Genomic DNA, 14,590 nt, shown 5'->3' on the forward strand with positions numbered 1-14,590 from the left:
ACCTCAGCCGCGCGGGGGCAGATCCTGAAAGGCTTTCTGCAGCGGCTGCGTCCAGAAGCCCGGATCGGCCAGAACCTGCACGAAGCGATCCGCCGCGTGCCCCTCGCCAAAGCCGTCATGGCGCGCATGCCGCCTGCCCCAGTGGTCCCGCAGGAAATCCGCAATCGCCGCGCTGTCATCCGCCGCACAGCTGGACACTGTGTCGGTCTGCGCCCGGTTGCGCTGGCGCGTGCCCACATCCAGCGACGGAATACCCAGAAACGGCGCCTCGCGCACGCCTGCGCTGGAATTGCCGACCAGACAGGCGGCATGTTTCATCAGCTCCGAGAAATGCGCGAAGCGCATCGAGGGCAGCACGCGAAACTGCGCCTGCGGCAGCCCGTCGATCACGCGGAAAATCGCCTCGCTCCCCGGATCATTATTCGGCGCGATGACCACGAACTGCCGCCCCGACGCGCTGAGTGCGTCAAACAAAGCCTGCGCCTGCGCGCCCATGCTGGCCTGTTCGCTGGTGACAGGGTGGAAGGTCACGATCCCGTATTCGGGAAATCCGATCCCGTAGCGCGCGCGCACATCCTCCAGCGTCACCCCCGAAGCGCCCGCGTGGAAATCCAGCTCCGGCGAGCCGATGACATGGATCGCGGCTTCCGGCTCGCCCAGAGCCATGACGCGGCGTCTGGCCGCCTCGGACGAGACGAAATGATGCGTGCACAGCTTGGTGTTGCAGTGGCGGAACACCTCGTCGATGGTGCCCGAGACCTCGCCGCCCTCGATATGCGCGGACGGGATGTAATTCGTAGCCGCCACCAGCGCGCCTGCCAGCGCCTCGATCCGGTCGCCATGGAGCACGATCAGGTCGGGGCGGTGTTCGGTGACGTAATCGGAAAACCCCATCACCGTCTTGGCAAGGATCACATCCTGGGCGTCGCCGGGGCGCTGGTTGAGGAATTCATGCACCGCGACACCGGGCATCCGCCGCACTTCCAGCACAGTCAGCCCGTAGCGGTCCATCAGATGCATGCCGGTCACGAAGAAGGTGACGCGATGGCCCGCATCGCGTGCGGCCGCGGCGAGCGGTTCCAGCTTGCCGAAATCGGCGCGGGTGCCGGTGAGGAAGAGGATGTGGCGGGTCATTCCAAAGCCTTACTGCAGATCTCTCCGTGGTAGCGCTCGATCCGAACCATCGCAAGACAAGACATGGACAGCATCCCTGCGCACCGCTATCAGTGCAACAGGCGAGCATGAGCGGAACGATGGAACGAACGATACTCTGCATGAAATGGGGCACGCTTTATTGTGCGGATTATGTCAATGTTCTCTACAATGCTGCGCGCGCCAATACGCTTGGAGAGTTTCGCTTTGTCTGCCTGACAGATAATCCTGAAGGACTGCATCCGCAGATCGAGCATTTCCCGATACCTGATATCGGACTTGACCCAGTGCATTGGAAAGGCGGAGGATGGCCTAAGCTTTCCGTTTTTATTCCCGATCTTTACGGTATAAAAGGACGGATCCTGTTTATCGACCTCGATATGGTTATCTGGGGTGGTCTGGATGAGTTTTTTACCTTTGGAACGGGCATGGTCATGCTCGATTCTGGCCCTTGGCGCCATGGCAATGATAAACCTCAGCCCATGTCTTCCATTTTCGCCTTCGATTCGGGGGCGCATGCGGATATGCTGGAACGACTTTCAGCCGATCGCGACGAACTGATCAATCATTATTATCTAGAACAGGATTTCATCGCGGGTGAGGCAGGGAGTTTGGCCTTTTGGCCGCAGGACTGGATCAGAAGTTTCAAGAGGCATATCAGACGGCCCCTCATACTGGATCGCTTTCAAAAACCGTTACCCCCTGCCGAAGGAACACGCGTCATTTGCTTTCACGGCGAACCGCGTCCAATCGACCTGATCGCTCCGCCCGCAGGGAACTGGGATCGATTTCCACATTATGGCTCGGGCCATGTAGACTGGATGGTGGATTATTGGATCAGACACGGAGGTACAACTTGAGCCATAAGAAACTGCTTCAGCCGCCTGGGTACAGCGGCTGTACTTCAATCTCCTATGTTTTATGAAGATGAAACGGAGATCACTATCGGCCATCAAAGTGGTTTGAAAAAGAATACATGGCTCGGGAGACGACGGCTGCACAAAATAGATGATTATTTTTGGAGTGCAGTAAATAAATTACGTGGAATATAGTTTCTGCTTCAGCAACCCCCAAGCCCGCCACCAATAATTCCCCGCCCGCATGGCGTAATTCCCCAACCGCTTGTGCGGCGGGGCCTTCACAGCCTCGGCATGCCCCGGCCCGTTGATCGTGCTCACCCCACCGTCATCGACATGGCTGGGCCATGGCTCCAGCCCCAGCAACCTGAAATCATGCGCCCACCAGCGCGTGCCTTCGTAATCCACCGGCATGCGCATTGGCAACATTTTCGGCAAGAGCCGCCATGCCAGATCACGCGTGATCAGATAAGCTCCGGTGCCCGTTGCCGGGCCCAAATAAGCATTTAGCACCCACTTTCCAGCGCAGGCCCGCCTCACCGGGAGCTTCGCGCGAATGCGATTGAGCTTGAGCATGTCCCAATCTTCGATTGCGGCCAATGCTGCATCTAATGCCTGTAGAAAGTCCTCGTGGAAAACCACATCATCTTCCAAGACAAGAGCGACCGGTTTTCCCGTGTCCAGAAACTCCTGCCAGACCCCCAAGTGCGAAAGATAGCATCCCAGCTCCGCTGGCAAAGCGTCGCGGCCCATATTTCTCCGAAAAGCTGATGCATCAAGGATTCCGAGCTGCACCCTCGAAAGCGCGCGTCCGTCGATTGCCGGAAAGCGCTCCACCGGCAGACCAAGCCGCTCCAGGCGCAGCTGCATTTGCGCCCAGCGTTCCTCTGCCCGATCCAGGTTGATGCAATACGCTGCAAGCTGCGCGCGCGTCAGAGCCAACTTAAACGTTCCTCGTGGTTATCTTCACCCGTTCTACCCTGCGCGAACCGGAAAGGTCCAGCCTGACAGTGCCGCCGCGCGGCGATACATCTGCCCGTCACATCAGGGTGTTTCCACATTGCCCCCCCGCAGCCCCATCGTGTAAGGCTCGACCGGAATGGAAGCCTCAGCAGCCGAGGGCATTGTGACACAGACCTTCTCCATCGCTGGCCGTCAGATCGGCCCCGACCATCCGCCTCTGGTGATTGCCGAAATCGGCATCAATCACGGCGGCGATCTGGAGGTGGCCAAAGAGATGGTGCGCCTCGCCGCAGGCGCAGGATGCGAGATGATCAAGCATCAGACGCATATTCTTGAGGACGAGATGACCGACGAGGCAAAGTCGATCTTCCCGCCGAATGCCGATGTCTCGATCTGGGATGTGATGGCGCGCTGTGCCCTGTCGCTCGACGAAGAGGCGGAGCTCAAGCGCTACACGGAATCCCTCGGCATGATCTGGATCTCGACCCCGTTTTCGCGCGCGGCCGCCGATTTCCTCGAAACCCTCGATGTGCCGGCCTACAAGATCGGCTCGGGCGAGGCCGACAATCTGCCGCTGATCCGCCATATCGCGCGCAAGGGCAAGCCCGTGATCCTGTCCACGGGGATGCAGACGATTGAAACGCTGCGCGCCTCGGTCGGAATTCTCGATCAGGCGGGCGTGCCCTATGCGCTGCTGGAATGCACCAATCTCTACCCCAGCCCGGCCGAAATCGTCTCCCTGCGCGGGGTGACGGAATTGCGCGAGGCTTTCCCGCGTGCCGTGGTCGGGTTTTCAGATCATTCCATCGGCCCCGAGATGGCCCTGGCCTCGGTCGCACTCGGCGCGAGCATCCTGGAGCGGCATTATACCGATACGCGCTACCGCAAGGGCCCCGATATTTCCTGCTCGATGGACCCGGCAGAACTGCGCTTCCTGATCGACCGCTCCCGCGAAATCTGGATTGCCGCGAATAATCCCAAGCAGCGCAGCGCGCCCGAGGAAGATGTCTACCGTTTCGCGCGCGGCTCGATTGTCGCGGATGCCAATCTGCCCGCGGGGCATGTGATCCGCGAACAGGATATCTGGGCGCGCCGTCCGGGCTCGGGCGAAATCGCGGCCTATGAGTTCGATACCGTGCTCGGCAAGCGCCTGACAAGGGCACTGACCCGCAACACGCAGTTGCGCTGGTCGGATCTGGAGTGAGCGCATCCTCCCATTTGCCGACCCGGTGCAGGGCCGCGCGGGCGGTGAGCGGGATCTGCGCCGCCGTCACCTGTCGGCGCGCTGCGGGCGCTCCTGTCTCAGGGCCACCTCGCCTCGCGCTCAGGCATTCTGGCGCAGAGCCCCGCGCAAGGCGCTTGCGGTAAGGCGGGTTTTCCAGCCGACAGGATCGGTCAGCCCCATGCGCGCCAGTGCGTCACTCTCCTGGGGGGCCGGATCGCCGCGCTGTCCTTGCAGGGCAAGCGACAGAAGCGCGGGCAGCCGCTTGCTGGCCCTGCGCAGATCGGCGAGGGCGGGCAACAGCACTTGCTCGATTTCGGTGAAATCGGTCCCGAAGGGAAAGCGGGGCAGCGTGTCGCCCTCATGCGGGGCAAGCCAGCCGCGCAGCGCTTCGGGCGTGTTCTGTCGCGCGGCTTCCGGCAGTTGCCAGGATTTCGGCAATTTACCCGCCGATCTGGCCTTCTCGGCAAGCTCCTCCTGAAACCGGCTGTCGGCGATCTGCAGCAAGGCGGCGATGGTCTCGGCGTCGCTCTTGCCGCGCAGATCGGCGATACCGTATTCAGTCACAACGATGTCGCGCAAATGCCTGGGGATCGTGACATGACCGTAGCTCCAGCGGATGTTCGATCTCAACCCGCCCTTGCTGTGCCGGGTGGCGGGCAGCGTCAGAACCGCGCGCGCGCCCTTCAGCGCAAAGGCCTGATCGACGAAGTTGAACTGCCCGCCGACACCGCTGACCACCTGCCCATCCTCGGTTGCATCCGACACAGCCGCCCCCAGCAGCGTGACGATCATCGCGGCATTGACGAAACGCGCGTCGCGGCGCGCGGCGCGCTTGGCCTCCTCATTGCCGTAGAGCGCGTTGGTGAAGGTGATAGGCATCATGGCGATGCGCGCGCGCCGCTCTGCGGGCAGCGCCTTCAGCCGTTCGTAGAAATCGCGGCTGTCGAGGAAGAAGCCCGCATGGATCGCCGCACCTTCGACCTCGCGCCGGATGATCCCTTCCTCGAAGAGCGCCAGCAGCCCGTCGACCAGCATCTCGGTCACGCCGTAAAGACCGGTCTCGAAGGGCGCGGTTTCAGCGAATGCCGCGTCTTGCCGGAAGGGGCAGCTCTCCCAGATCGGCGCGACCTTGCCGCGATGGCGCAGGATCAGGGCATGGGCGACCGCATCCCCGATCTCGCCAATGCCGATCTGCAACGTGCCGCCATCCGCGATCAGACGCGACACATGCAGGCCGATCGCGTGGTCCGGCAAGCCCACCGGGCGCTTGACGAGCGAGAAGAGATCATGGGTCTTTTCCGCAGGCCGGACCAGCGCGGCGCATTCGGCGACCGCGATCTCGGCCGGGCCGGGCATATAGGGCAGGTCGGGATGAACCTGGCCGACAAAGGCGAAATCAGCCTCGCCCTTCTGGCGCAGGTCCAGCAACTCGCTGGTGATATCGGTGTTGCACGACAGGCTCAGCCCGTCCCCCTCACCCGCCAGAAGCTGAAGCACCAGATTCGGGCGCTGGTCCAGAAGCACGTCCAGCGCATGAGTGTAATTGGCCGATACATAACTCTGCTGCATCGGCGCGACCTTCAGCCAGTTGGCGGTCTGCAGGAAGAACTCGGTCACGCGGATATTGTCGGGAAGGTCTCCCTCCCGCAACAAGCGGGCATATTCGACCTGCGGATAATCCCCGAACAGCCGGTCCAATGCAGGCTCCAGAAAGCGCTTCTCCATATCCGAGGAGGGGCTGGGGCGTTCCAGCGTCAGCGCAGTGAAGATCTGCAGCTTGATCGAGCGGTCATCACAGGCCCGGCGCACAAGCTCGTTGATCAGCGTCACCGGTTTGCCGAGGCCGAGCGGCAGGGCGACGCGGAACTCGCGTCCGATATGGTCGAGCATCCAGTCGACCGCAGCGGCGTCAGTGTCGAAGCGTTCCGTCATGTCGGCTTCACGTCGCGCCAATAGGCGTCAGGCTTGAAACGCGGGCCATGGGCGGCCGCGAATTCGTCCAGCCGCGCGCGGATCGCGTCATGGCCCCTTGTGCCGGCATAATGCAACGGGCCGCCGCGGAAGGGCGCGAAACCGGTGGCGAAAATCATCGCCGCGTCAGCCTCGTCGGCAGTGCCGACAACGCCCTCGCGCAGGCAGGTGGCGCAGGCGTTCAGAAGCGGCAGAATCAGCCGGTCGGTCAGGTCCTCGCCGGTGCTTTCCGATGTGTCGGGCTTTGGTGTCCCGTCCGACCAGTCATAAAAGCCGCGGCCGGTCTTGCGGCCCAGATCCCCGGCCTCGACCTTTTCACGCAACAGGGCGGGGATTTCGGCGATCCCGGTCTGCAGCGATTTCGACAGGCTCTCGGCCACGTCAAGGCAGATGTCGAGCCCGACCTGATCGGCGAGCGTCACCGGCCCCATCGGCATGCCAAACTCTTTCGCCGCCTTGTCAATCCGTTCCTTCGCAATACCCTCGTCCATCATCAGCAGCGCCTCCAGAAGGTAAGGCATCAATGCGCGATTGACGAGAAAACCGGGATAGTCGGTCACAGCCACGGGCAAACGGTCGATGGCCGTGCAGAAGCTCAGAAGACGCTCGCGGGTCTCTGCGCCGGTCGCGTCATGGCTCACCACCTCGATCAGCGGCACTTTCGGCACGGGGTTGAAGAAATGCAACCCCGCAAAGCGGGCCTTATCTGGCACATGTTCAAGAAAATCCGCCAGTTGCAGACTCGAGGTGTTGGTGGCAAGGATCGCACCGGGTTTCATGCGCCGGGCCAATCCTTCGAAAATCTCGGCTTTGAGTTCAGGCTTCTCCGGCCCGGCCTCGATCACCAGATCCGCCTGCGCCACGCCATATTCCCCCGGGTCTGGCATCAGCCGGTCAAGCGTGTCACGGGTTTCCAGCGCATCCTTGTGCTCATCCTTGCAGATCTCGGCGGCGCGGCGGATCATCCCGCCCAAAGCCTCTTCGTCAGGGTCTGAAACAGTGACATGTTTGCCCTGCATCGCGGCCCAGGCGGCGATCTCAGCCCCCATCGCACCGGCTCCGACGACATGGACGCGGGCGATGTCATCGCGCGCTCCGCCCGCGTTCTTGAGGGTGCGGCGCAGGAAGAAGGCGCGGATCAGATTGCCGCTGGTCTCGGTCTGCAGAAGCTGCGCGAAGGACGCAATTTCGGCCTTCTGCATCGCATCCGGGTCGTTCCCGTGTTTCTCCCAGATATCAATCAGGGCATGGGGCGCCGGGTAATGCTTGCTGGGCGCGGCCTTCTCGGTCTCGCGGCGCATCCGCGTCGCGGCGAGCGTGCGGGCCGAAGACAGCGCGAAGGCGCGCGCCATCAGACCGCGACCGCGCTGCTCGACCTCGCCGTCGCGAATGGCGGCGACAGCAGCGCGGACATGGCGTTCCTGGACCACCAGATCGGCAATACCCAGATCGCGCGCCTTTTTGGTATGCGCAGTGCTGCCGGTGAGCATCATCTGCATCGCCGCCGTGGGTTCGATCAGTTCCGGCAGCCGCCTGGTCCCGCCCAGCCCCGGATGCAGGCCAAGCCGCACCTCGGGCAGCCCGAAAGACGCGCCCTCGATGGCGATACGGTAGTCACAGGCGAGCGTCAGCTCGAACCCTGCCCCCAGCGCAGCCCCGTGAACCACGGCGACGGTGGGGCAGGAGAGCCCCTCCAGCCGGTCGAGCACGCGATGCGCCTCGGTCAGCAGCGTCTCGGTGGCCTCGGCTTCCATCTCGGCAAGTGCGTCGATATCTGCGCCCATCGCGAAGCCGCGCGCCTTGGAAGAACGCAGCACGAGCACGCGGGGCAGATTGAACTCGATCCGGTCCAGATGCGCGTCGAGTTCGCGCAGGACTGTATCCGAGATGGTGTTGACGCTCGCATCCTCGCGGTCGAGCACCAGCCAGCCGATCCCGTCCTCGTCCTTGCCATAACGCCAGTGCCCGTGGCCGAGCGCGCCGTGGCTGGCGCCGAGTTCGAGCGCCGATCCGCCGAGAAACTCTGCCAGTTGTCCCTCCATCACGCTACCTCCAGAAGCATCGCACCACCCTGACCGCCGCCGATGCACTCGGTGGCGATGCCGCGCTTGCCACCGCGCTTCGCCATCGCCCGCGCCAGATGCAGCACGATCCGGTTGCCGCTGGTGCCGACCGGATGGCCAAGCGCAATGGCACCCCCATGCACGTTCAGCCGGTCGCGCGGAATGACACCGAGGGGCGCGTCAAGGCCGAGAACATCACGGCAGAACGCCTCGTCCTGCCAGGCTTTGAGACAGGCCAGAACCTGCGCGGCAAAAGCCTCGTTGATTTCCCACAGGTCAATATCTTCCGCGCCCAGCTTCTGGCGTTGCAGAAGCGGTGTGACCGACAGGACCGGCCCCAGCCCCATCACCTGCGGGTCAAGCGCGGCCCAGTCGCTGTCAACGATCCGCGCCAGCGGGCGCAGATTGTGGGTCTCCACCGCCTCGGCCGAAGCGAGGATGCACCAGCACGCGCCATCCGTCACTTGCGAGGCATTTCCGGCGGTGACCTGACCATAGGGTTTCTCGAAGACCGGCTTCAGACCGGCGAGTTTCTTCATATTGCTCTCCGGGCGCACGCCATCGTCGCGGCGATAGACATTGCCCTCGCGGTCAAAGGCGGGCAGGACTTCGTCTGCCAGCGTGCCGTCTTCCTGCGCCGCGGCAAGGCGCCTGTGGCTCTCGATGGCATAGGCATCGGCGGCCTGTCGCGTGATCCCGAAATGATGCGCCAGAACCTCGGCGGTCTGGCCCATGCTCAGATCGGTGATCGGGTCGGTCAGGCCGCGCTCAAGCCCGATCACCGGGCGCAGATGGCTGGGGCGGATCTGCAATGCGCTCTGCGCAGTGGCCAGCGGCCCCGAAGAGCGCTGCATTCCGGCCAGCCAGTCCACCGCCTCGTCGCGCAGGATCATCGGCGCGTGGCTCAGGGCCTCTGTCCCGCCTGCGAGGATCAGATCGCCGCGCCCTTCGCGGATATAGCGAAAGGCGGTGTCAATCGACTGCATGCCCGATCCGCAATTGATCTGCACCGAGAAGGCCACCATCGCCTCGCCCATGCCCAGCCGCAAGGCCGCAACGCGGGCAGGGTTCATCTCGTCGGCAATGACATTGACGCAACCGAGGATAACCATGTCATAGGCATCCGGCGCGACGGGCTGGCGCGCCAGCAGCGGGCGGCCGCATTGCACTGCCAGATCGACCGGGGTGAAGGGTCCGCGCTTGCCGCGCGCCCTCAGAAACGGCGTCCTGGCCCCATCGACCAGAAAGACCTCGCGTCCGTTCATGCTGCGACCTCCTCGGGATTTTCGCGATCCGCACCCCCTGACGCGCCGGGAAACATGGATTTGATCTCGTCGGCGCTGAAATCATCCACCGCGACCACCCGGTGCAGGGCGGCGGCAAAGGCGTCGAGTTGCGTCTTGTCCTCTTGGGTGATCAGCCCGCCTGCCAGTGCTGCCTCGGGCGTCATCTTCAACTCGCGCAGCCGGGCGCGCAGCGCATCACTCGCGACAGCGGCGTCGAAGGCGTCATTCAGCGCGGCGATGCCCGGATGCTGCCCCGGCACGGTCAGATCCGCGCCCAGCCGGTCACGCACCGGTCCCGGCGTGCTGATCAGTTCGGCGCAGCGCGCGCGCAACACATCCGAGGGGCCACGTCTGACCCGACGCGGCGCGGTCGCTATCCGCAGCACAAAGGCGGCTGGGCGCGAGGGGAAATTCGCCAGAACCGCGTCCAGACACCGCCCGATCCGGGAAAAGGAGCGCCGCGCGATATATTCGACAAGGGGAAATTCCGCGTCCGGCTTGCCCCGATCCTGCCAGCGCTTGAGCACGGCCGAGGTGATGTAGAGTTCGCTCAGAATATCCGCCATCCGGCCCGAAAGCATCTCCATCCGCTTCAGCCCGCCGCCAATAGTCAGGAACGCGAAATCGGCGGTCAGCGCATAGGCAGCCGACCAGCGCGCCATCTCGCGGTAGATCGGGCCTGCGCGTCCGACATTCGGCACGGCAGGACCAAGCCGCCCCCCGCTCAGCGAACGAGCAAGGCTGCGCCCGAAAGTGCGCAGCGAATGGCCGACATGACGCCAGAAATGCTTGTCGAAGGCCGTGAGTGCGTCTTCCTCCTGTCCTTCGCCTAGCGCCAGAATCTCGTCCAGCAGATGCGGATGCGCCCGGATGGCCCCCTGCCCGAAGACCATCAACGAGCGGGTGACGATATTGGCGCCCTCGACCGTGATGCCGATGGGCACCGCCCGGTAGAGCGGCGAGAGGTAGTTCATCGGCCCGTCGATCACTGCCTTGCCGGCATGAATGTCCATCGCGTCATCAATCGAGGCGCGCATGAATTCGGTCGCCGAATATTTCATCAACGCCGAGATGACGGCGAGCGCGCGCCCCTCGTCCAGCCCGGCGCAGGTCAGGTGACGCGCGGATTCGACCGCATAGGCATTGGCGGCAAGGCGTGCAAGTGGCTCCTGAATGCCCTCGAACTTCGCGATTGGCAGGCCGAACTGCTCGCGGATGCGGGCATAGCCGCCGCTCGAATGCGCCGCCAGCGTCGTCGCGGCGCAGGCGAGCGATGGCAGCGACACGCCCCGCCCGGCCGCGAGCGCGCTCATCAGCATCATCCACCCGCGCCCGGCATACTCCGCGCCGCCGATGATATTTTCCAGCGGAATAAAGACATCAGTACCGCGTGTCGGCCCGTTCTCGAACATGGTGCCTGCAGGGATGTGGCGGCGCCCGGTCTCGACGCCGGGCAAATCCGTCGGCACAAGGGCGCAGGTGATACCCGGTTCGGGATCATCTCCCAGAATGCCCTCGGGGTCTTCCAGCTTGAAGGCAAGGCCCAGGATCGTGGCGACAGGTGCCAGCGTGATATAGCGCTTCGACCAGTTCAGCCGGATACCAGGCACGTCCTTGCCCTGCCACTCGCCCATGCAGACCACGCCGCGGTCAACCATCGAAGCGGCATCCGACCCCGCCTCGTGGCTCGTCAGCCCGAAGGCGGGCAATTCGCGCCCGTCTGCCAGACGGGGCAGCCAGTGTTCCTTCTGCTCTTCTGTGCCGAACAAATGCAGCAACTCGCCCGGCCCCAGCGAGTTCGGCACCATCACCGTCACCGCTGCGGGCAGCGAGACCATCGAGAGCCGCCGAACCACCTCGGAATGGGCAAAGGCCGAAAACCCGAGCCCGCCATAGCGTTTGGGGATGATCATGCCGAAGAAAAGCTGCCTGCGCAGGTAGTCCCAGACCTCCTGCGGCAGATCGCCGTCCTTCTGATTGATGCGCCAGTCGTCGAGCATCTCGCAGACCTCGCGGCAGGGACCGTCAAGGAATGCCTGCTCCTCTTCGCTCAGTTCCGGTGCGCGCACCGCGAGCAGCTTCTCGAAATCGGGGTTGCCGGAAAACAGATCGGCCTCCCACCAGACCTCGCCCGCATGCAGCGCCTCGCGTTCGGTTTCCGAAAGGCTGGGCATCGCCCCGCGTGCCCAGCGGAAAATGGGCTTGGTGATACGGTTCCTGCGAAATGATGGCATCATGACCTCCAGCAGCCCAACGCGTACCGGCACGATCCGTTCCGATATTCACGAAGGCGTCAGCAAAACCATGCGCTAGCCGCGCGGGCGAAGCGCCCGCGTCCCGGCGATGAAGAGCGCGAGGAACCCCAATGCGGGCCAGACCGGCTGGTCGCTGACCCCCAGCCACAGAAGCCCCGCGATGGCCCCGCCGGTCAAGGCAATCCCCGCAAGCGTCCACCCCCAGCCAACGCGATCCGACACACCGTCCTCACTGCCCCCCGCACTTCCCCCCTCGAAACGCCCGAAGAGCAGGACCAGCCCCAGGAGCATGATCGAAAAGGCCGCGACCCAGAGCGGCTGCTGCGCCCACCAGCGCGCATCAACGGTTTCGGTCAAAGGCAGCCATCCCTGCTGCACGGCAAGGTTGGTCACCACAACCATGGCCACCTGATGCCACAGAAAAAGCGTCAGCATCCGCGCCCCGAGCAGCGCAACAGGTGTCCAGACCCATGGACGTTCGAGCACGCGCTTCAGCCGCGCGCGGGCCAAGAGCGCAAGCCCGGTCTGCACCAGCGCCAGAGCGAAAAGCGCGACTGTGGGCGGCGCGGCATTGTTCGGCAGCGTTGTGCCCTCCACCGGCACCATGGTCAGAGGCCAGTTTCCCGCGCCGATCAGCAGCGCCATCGCCCCTGCCCCGGCAAGCGCCAGCCCCGCCTGCCCTCCTGGCCGGGTTGGCAGCCGGTCATCGGCCCACATATGCCCCATCTGGTGGATCGCCCCCCAGATCAGCAGGAAGTTCGGCAAGCCGATCAGCGGCTGCGTGCCCAGAACAGGGCCCCACTCGGCCAGTCGCATGAGGTCCAGCAGGGCTGCCACCGCCACTGCCGCAAGGATGGCGGGGAGGCTCCAGCCACGCGCGTGCAGCGCCAGAGTGACGGGGGTAAGCGCCATCACCGCCAGATAGGCGGCCACGAACCATAGCGGGATCAGCGCCACCCCCGGATCGATCAGCAGCGCATCCGGCACCAGCAGTTCCGCCACCACCCAGCCGGGCACCAGAACCAGCAGGAAGGGAACAGTCGGGCCCAGCAGTCGATCCGCGCGACGGCGCACCCAGGCCACCGGCGCCACCCCGTCGGATTGCGCGCGTCGCCAGCTTCTGGCGTTCAGCGCTCCGCCGACCAGAAAGATCACTGGCATCACCTGCCAGATCAGGGATGCCCATTGCCATTCCGGTTGCAGGGCCAGCAGGTATCCGGCCTGCGCTTCGCCCTCGGGCACCACCACGACACGCACGACCCAATGGCCCAGTATCACCATCATGATCGCCGCCACCCGCAGCAGATCCAGATAGCGGTCGCGTTCCGGTGCGGTCGCCGCCTCTATACGCGCGCTGAGGCCCGCCGCCTCTGTGCCCCCGGAGTCCGCCGCGCTTCGCGTCATCTTCCGCCCCCGGAGCGTTTGGCGGTCCTCAGTGCCGTGCCAGCCCGATCAGCCATACCAGAACATCCGCAAGGGCATCCAGATCGCCATGGCGATCATCATCAGGTTCTCGCTCAGGGAGACGAAGCCGAGCGGCACCTTGCTCGATCCCCCGACGCAGGCGCATTTCAACGCACGTTTGTCGATATAGACCGCCTTGATGACCGAGACCGCCCCGATAGTCCCGATGAAAAGCGCGAGTGGCGACGCGATCCAGATCAACACCCCCGCGATCATCAGCAGACCGGCAAGCGCCTCGCCATAGGGGTAGACATAGCTGTAGCGCACCCATCGCTGCGCGAGCAGGTCATAGTTCAGGAACATGGTCGAGAAGCCTTCGATATCCTGCAATTTCTGAACAGCGAGGATGCACATGCTGATCGCGACGAACCACTCGACTATCCGCAGGCTGAAGACCGTGCCCGAGACCTGCCAGCTGACCGCTATGGCCATCAGAAACGCGAGCGAGAATATCGCGATCACCGGCCGGTAGCTTGTCTCCTCCTCCCGCTCAGAAGCCTTCCCGAAATAGACGCGCAACGCCTCATAGCCGCCAATCCGGGTGCCGCCGATAAAGGCCTGTGGCGTCGTTCCGACGCCCTGTTCCTGCTTGAAGGCTTCGGTTTCCGCACGGGTGGTCAGATGGTGATCCTGCACCTCGAACCCCTGACGCCGGAGCAGATCTTTCGCCTTCAGGCCGTAAGGGCAGAGATGGTCAGGCATGACCATCCGGTAGAGGGTTGCTGTCTTTCCGTTCTGGTCCAAATCAGGCCTCGTCTGGGATGGTCGGCTGGCCTCAGCGCCGCCGCACGCGCGGAGGTATCACTGTTCGAACGCCCAAGCGCCGTCAGCGTTCCCTGCCCGCTCTGCTCCGGGAGTGCCTGCCTTGCCGCTGTCCCGATCTGGCCAGCCCCCCGCGGCAGAGAATGCAGTGCCGCCGCCGCGCATCCCATCGGCCCCGGTTTGCTGCCCTTTCAGGCGCCGCCGATGGCGGTGAAGGGCACGATACCAATGCACGCGAAGGCGCTGCAGCGATCTCAGAAAAAACTGGCAGAGTTTTGCGCCTGCGCGGGCCTCCAGGTCGAGATGGCGACAAGACAGGAAGCCAAAGCCTTTCGGCGGGTCGCCGACAAGCCGAAAGGCGTCAGGCGAAACCGAATCGACCACCGGAAAACTGGAGAACTTGCAAACCGTTCCTGCCGTGCCCAGAAAAACCGACAAGTGATTGATTTTGCTGGTAGCGGAGGAGGGACTTGAACCCCCGACACGCGGATTATGATTCCGCTGCTCTAACCAACTGAGCTACTCCGCCACAGGCAAGGGCCGTTTAGTTGAGCCACGCAGGAGCGTCAAGACAGAACTTGCGGATAGTTTG

Annotated in this window: 11 protein-coding genes and 1 tRNA gene; 3 read left to right on the forward strand and 9 right to left on the reverse strand. The window is 63.8% G+C overall.

The genetic code is table 11. The features are described 5' to 3' along the window. Positions 1-3: 3 nt before the first annotated feature. Positions 4-1,134, reverse strand: coding sequence for a UDP-N-acetylglucosamine 2-epimerase (gene neuC, locus BG457_RS04620; RefSeq protein WP_071795803.1), 1,131 nt, complete (start codon positions 1,132-1,134; stop codon positions 4-6). A 107-nt stretch (positions 1,135-1,241) separates the two neighbouring features. Here neuC and BG457_RS04625 point away from each other — a divergent pair, with 107 nt between their 5' ends. Next, positions 1,242-2,012, forward strand: a complete 771-nt coding sequence (locus tag BG457_RS04625; RefSeq protein ID WP_139257548.1) for a glycosyltransferase — start codon at positions 1,242-1,244, stop codon at positions 2,010-2,012. 177 nt (positions 2,013-2,189) lie between these two features. Here the strand turns inward: BG457_RS04625 and BG457_RS04630 are convergent, their stop codons facing one another. Beyond that, positions 2,190-2,951: a glycosyltransferase family 25 protein gene (locus tag BG457_RS04630; RefSeq protein ID WP_071795805.1), complete on the reverse strand. Its 762-nt coding sequence runs from the start codon at positions 2,949-2,951 to the stop codon at positions 2,190-2,192. Positions 2,952-3,108: 157 nt separating this feature from the next. Between BG457_RS04630 and BG457_RS04635 the strand changes: the two genes are divergently transcribed. After that, positions 3,109-4,176 (forward strand): N-acetylneuraminate synthase family protein, encoded by a 1,068-nt coding sequence (locus BG457_RS04635; RefSeq protein ID WP_071795806.1) that lies wholly within the window; start codon positions 3,109-3,111, stop codon positions 4,174-4,176. A gap of 120 nt (positions 4,177-4,296) precedes the next feature. Here the strand turns inward: BG457_RS04635 and BG457_RS04640 are convergent, their stop codons facing one another. Genes BG457_RS04640 through BG457_RS04665 form a run of 6 tightly spaced genes read right to left on the reverse strand, consistent with a single transcriptional unit; the run spans position 4,297 to position 13,938 of the window. Further along, positions 4,297-6,129, reverse strand: coding sequence for an acetyl-CoA hydrolase/transferase C-terminal domain-containing protein (locus BG457_RS04640; protein ID WP_071795807.1), 1,833 nt, complete (start codon positions 6,127-6,129; stop codon positions 4,297-4,299). After that, positions 6,126-8,210, reverse strand: a complete 2,085-nt coding sequence (locus BG457_RS04645; RefSeq protein WP_071795808.1) for a 3-hydroxyacyl-CoA dehydrogenase NAD-binding domain-containing protein — start codon at positions 8,208-8,210, stop codon at positions 6,126-6,128. The genes BG457_RS04640 and BG457_RS04645 overlap by 4 nt, the downstream gene beginning before the upstream one ends. Then, positions 8,210-9,496: an acetyl-CoA C-acetyltransferase gene (locus BG457_RS04650; RefSeq protein ID WP_071795809.1), complete on the reverse strand. Its 1,287-nt coding sequence runs from the start codon at positions 9,494-9,496 to the stop codon at positions 8,210-8,212. The genes BG457_RS04645 and BG457_RS04650 overlap by 1 nt, the downstream gene beginning before the upstream one ends. After that, on the reverse strand, positions 9,493-11,784 hold the full coding sequence (locus tag BG457_RS04655) for an acyl-CoA dehydrogenase (RefSeq protein WP_245770926.1): 2,292 nt from the start codon (positions 11,782-11,784) through the stop codon (positions 9,493-9,495). Before BG457_RS04655 ends, BG457_RS04650 begins: the two co-directional genes overlap by 4 nt. Positions 11,785-11,826: 42 nt before the next feature. After that, a complete protein-coding gene (locus BG457_RS04660) occupies positions 11,827-13,176 on the reverse strand; it encodes an acyltransferase family protein (RefSeq protein ID WP_071795810.1) in 1,350 nt (449 codons plus the stop codon). Between the two features lie 48 nt (positions 13,177-13,224). Continuing rightward, positions 13,225-13,938 carry a MauE/DoxX family redox-associated membrane protein gene (locus tag BG457_RS04665; protein ID WP_281249214.1) on the reverse strand — a complete coding sequence of 238 codons (714 nt, stop codon included), beginning with the start codon at positions 13,936-13,938 and terminating at the stop codon, positions 13,225-13,227. Between the two features lie 264 nt (positions 13,939-14,202). On the opposite strand from BG457_RS04665, the gene BG457_RS19830 reads away from it, so the two are divergent. After that, a complete protein-coding gene (locus BG457_RS19830) occupies positions 14,203-14,472 on the forward strand; it encodes a hypothetical protein (RefSeq protein ID WP_139257549.1) in 270 nt (89 codons plus the stop codon). Here the strand turns inward: BG457_RS19830 and BG457_RS04675 are convergent. Beyond that, positions 14,451-14,527 (reverse strand) — tRNA-Met (locus BG457_RS04675). The genes BG457_RS19830 and BG457_RS04675 overlap by 22 nt on opposite strands. Between the last annotated feature and the right edge of the window lie 63 nt (positions 14,528-14,590).

Source organism: Natronohydrobacter thiooxidans (assembly GCF_001884735.1).
GTDB classification, from domain to species: Bacteria; Pseudomonadota; Alphaproteobacteria; order Rhodobacterales; family Rhodobacteraceae; genus Roseinatronobacter; species Roseinatronobacter thiooxidans_A.

What these genes read in the sequence shown, in the direction of transcription:
- neuC (WP_071795803.1), bottom strand. Translation starts at nt 1,134, where the DNA reads ATGACCCGCCACATCCTCTTCCTCACCGGCACCCGCGCCGATTTCGGC.
- BG457_RS04625 (WP_139257548.1), top strand. Translation starts at nt 1,242, where the DNA reads ATGAGCGGAACGATGGAACGAACGATACTCTGCATGAAATGGGGCACG.
- BG457_RS04635 (WP_071795806.1), top strand. Translation starts at nt 3,109, where the DNA reads ATGGAAGCCTCAGCAGCCGAGGGCATTGTGACACAGACCTTCTCCATC.
- BG457_RS04640 (WP_071795807.1), bottom strand. Translation starts at nt 6,129, where the DNA reads ATGACGGAACGCTTCGACACTGACGCCGCTGCGGTCGACTGGATGCTC.
- BG457_RS04645 (WP_071795808.1), bottom strand. Translation starts at nt 8,210, where the DNA reads ATGGAGGGACAACTGGCAGAGTTTCTCGGCGGATCGGCGCTCGAACTC.
- BG457_RS04650 (WP_071795809.1), bottom strand. Translation starts at nt 9,496, where the DNA reads ATGAACGGACGCGAGGTCTTTCTGGTCGATGGGGCCAGGACGCCGTTT.
- BG457_RS04660 (WP_071795810.1), bottom strand. Translation starts at nt 13,176, where the DNA reads ATGACGCGAAGCGCGGCGGACTCCGGGGGCACAGAGGCGGCGGGCCTC.
- BG457_RS04665 (WP_281249214.1), bottom strand. Translation starts at nt 13,938, where the DNA reads ATGCCTGACCATCTCTGCCCTTACGGCCTGAAGGCGAAAGATCTGCTC.
- BG457_RS19830 (WP_139257549.1), top strand. Translation starts at nt 14,203, where the DNA reads ATGGCGGTGAAGGGCACGATACCAATGCACGCGAAGGCGCTGCAGCGA.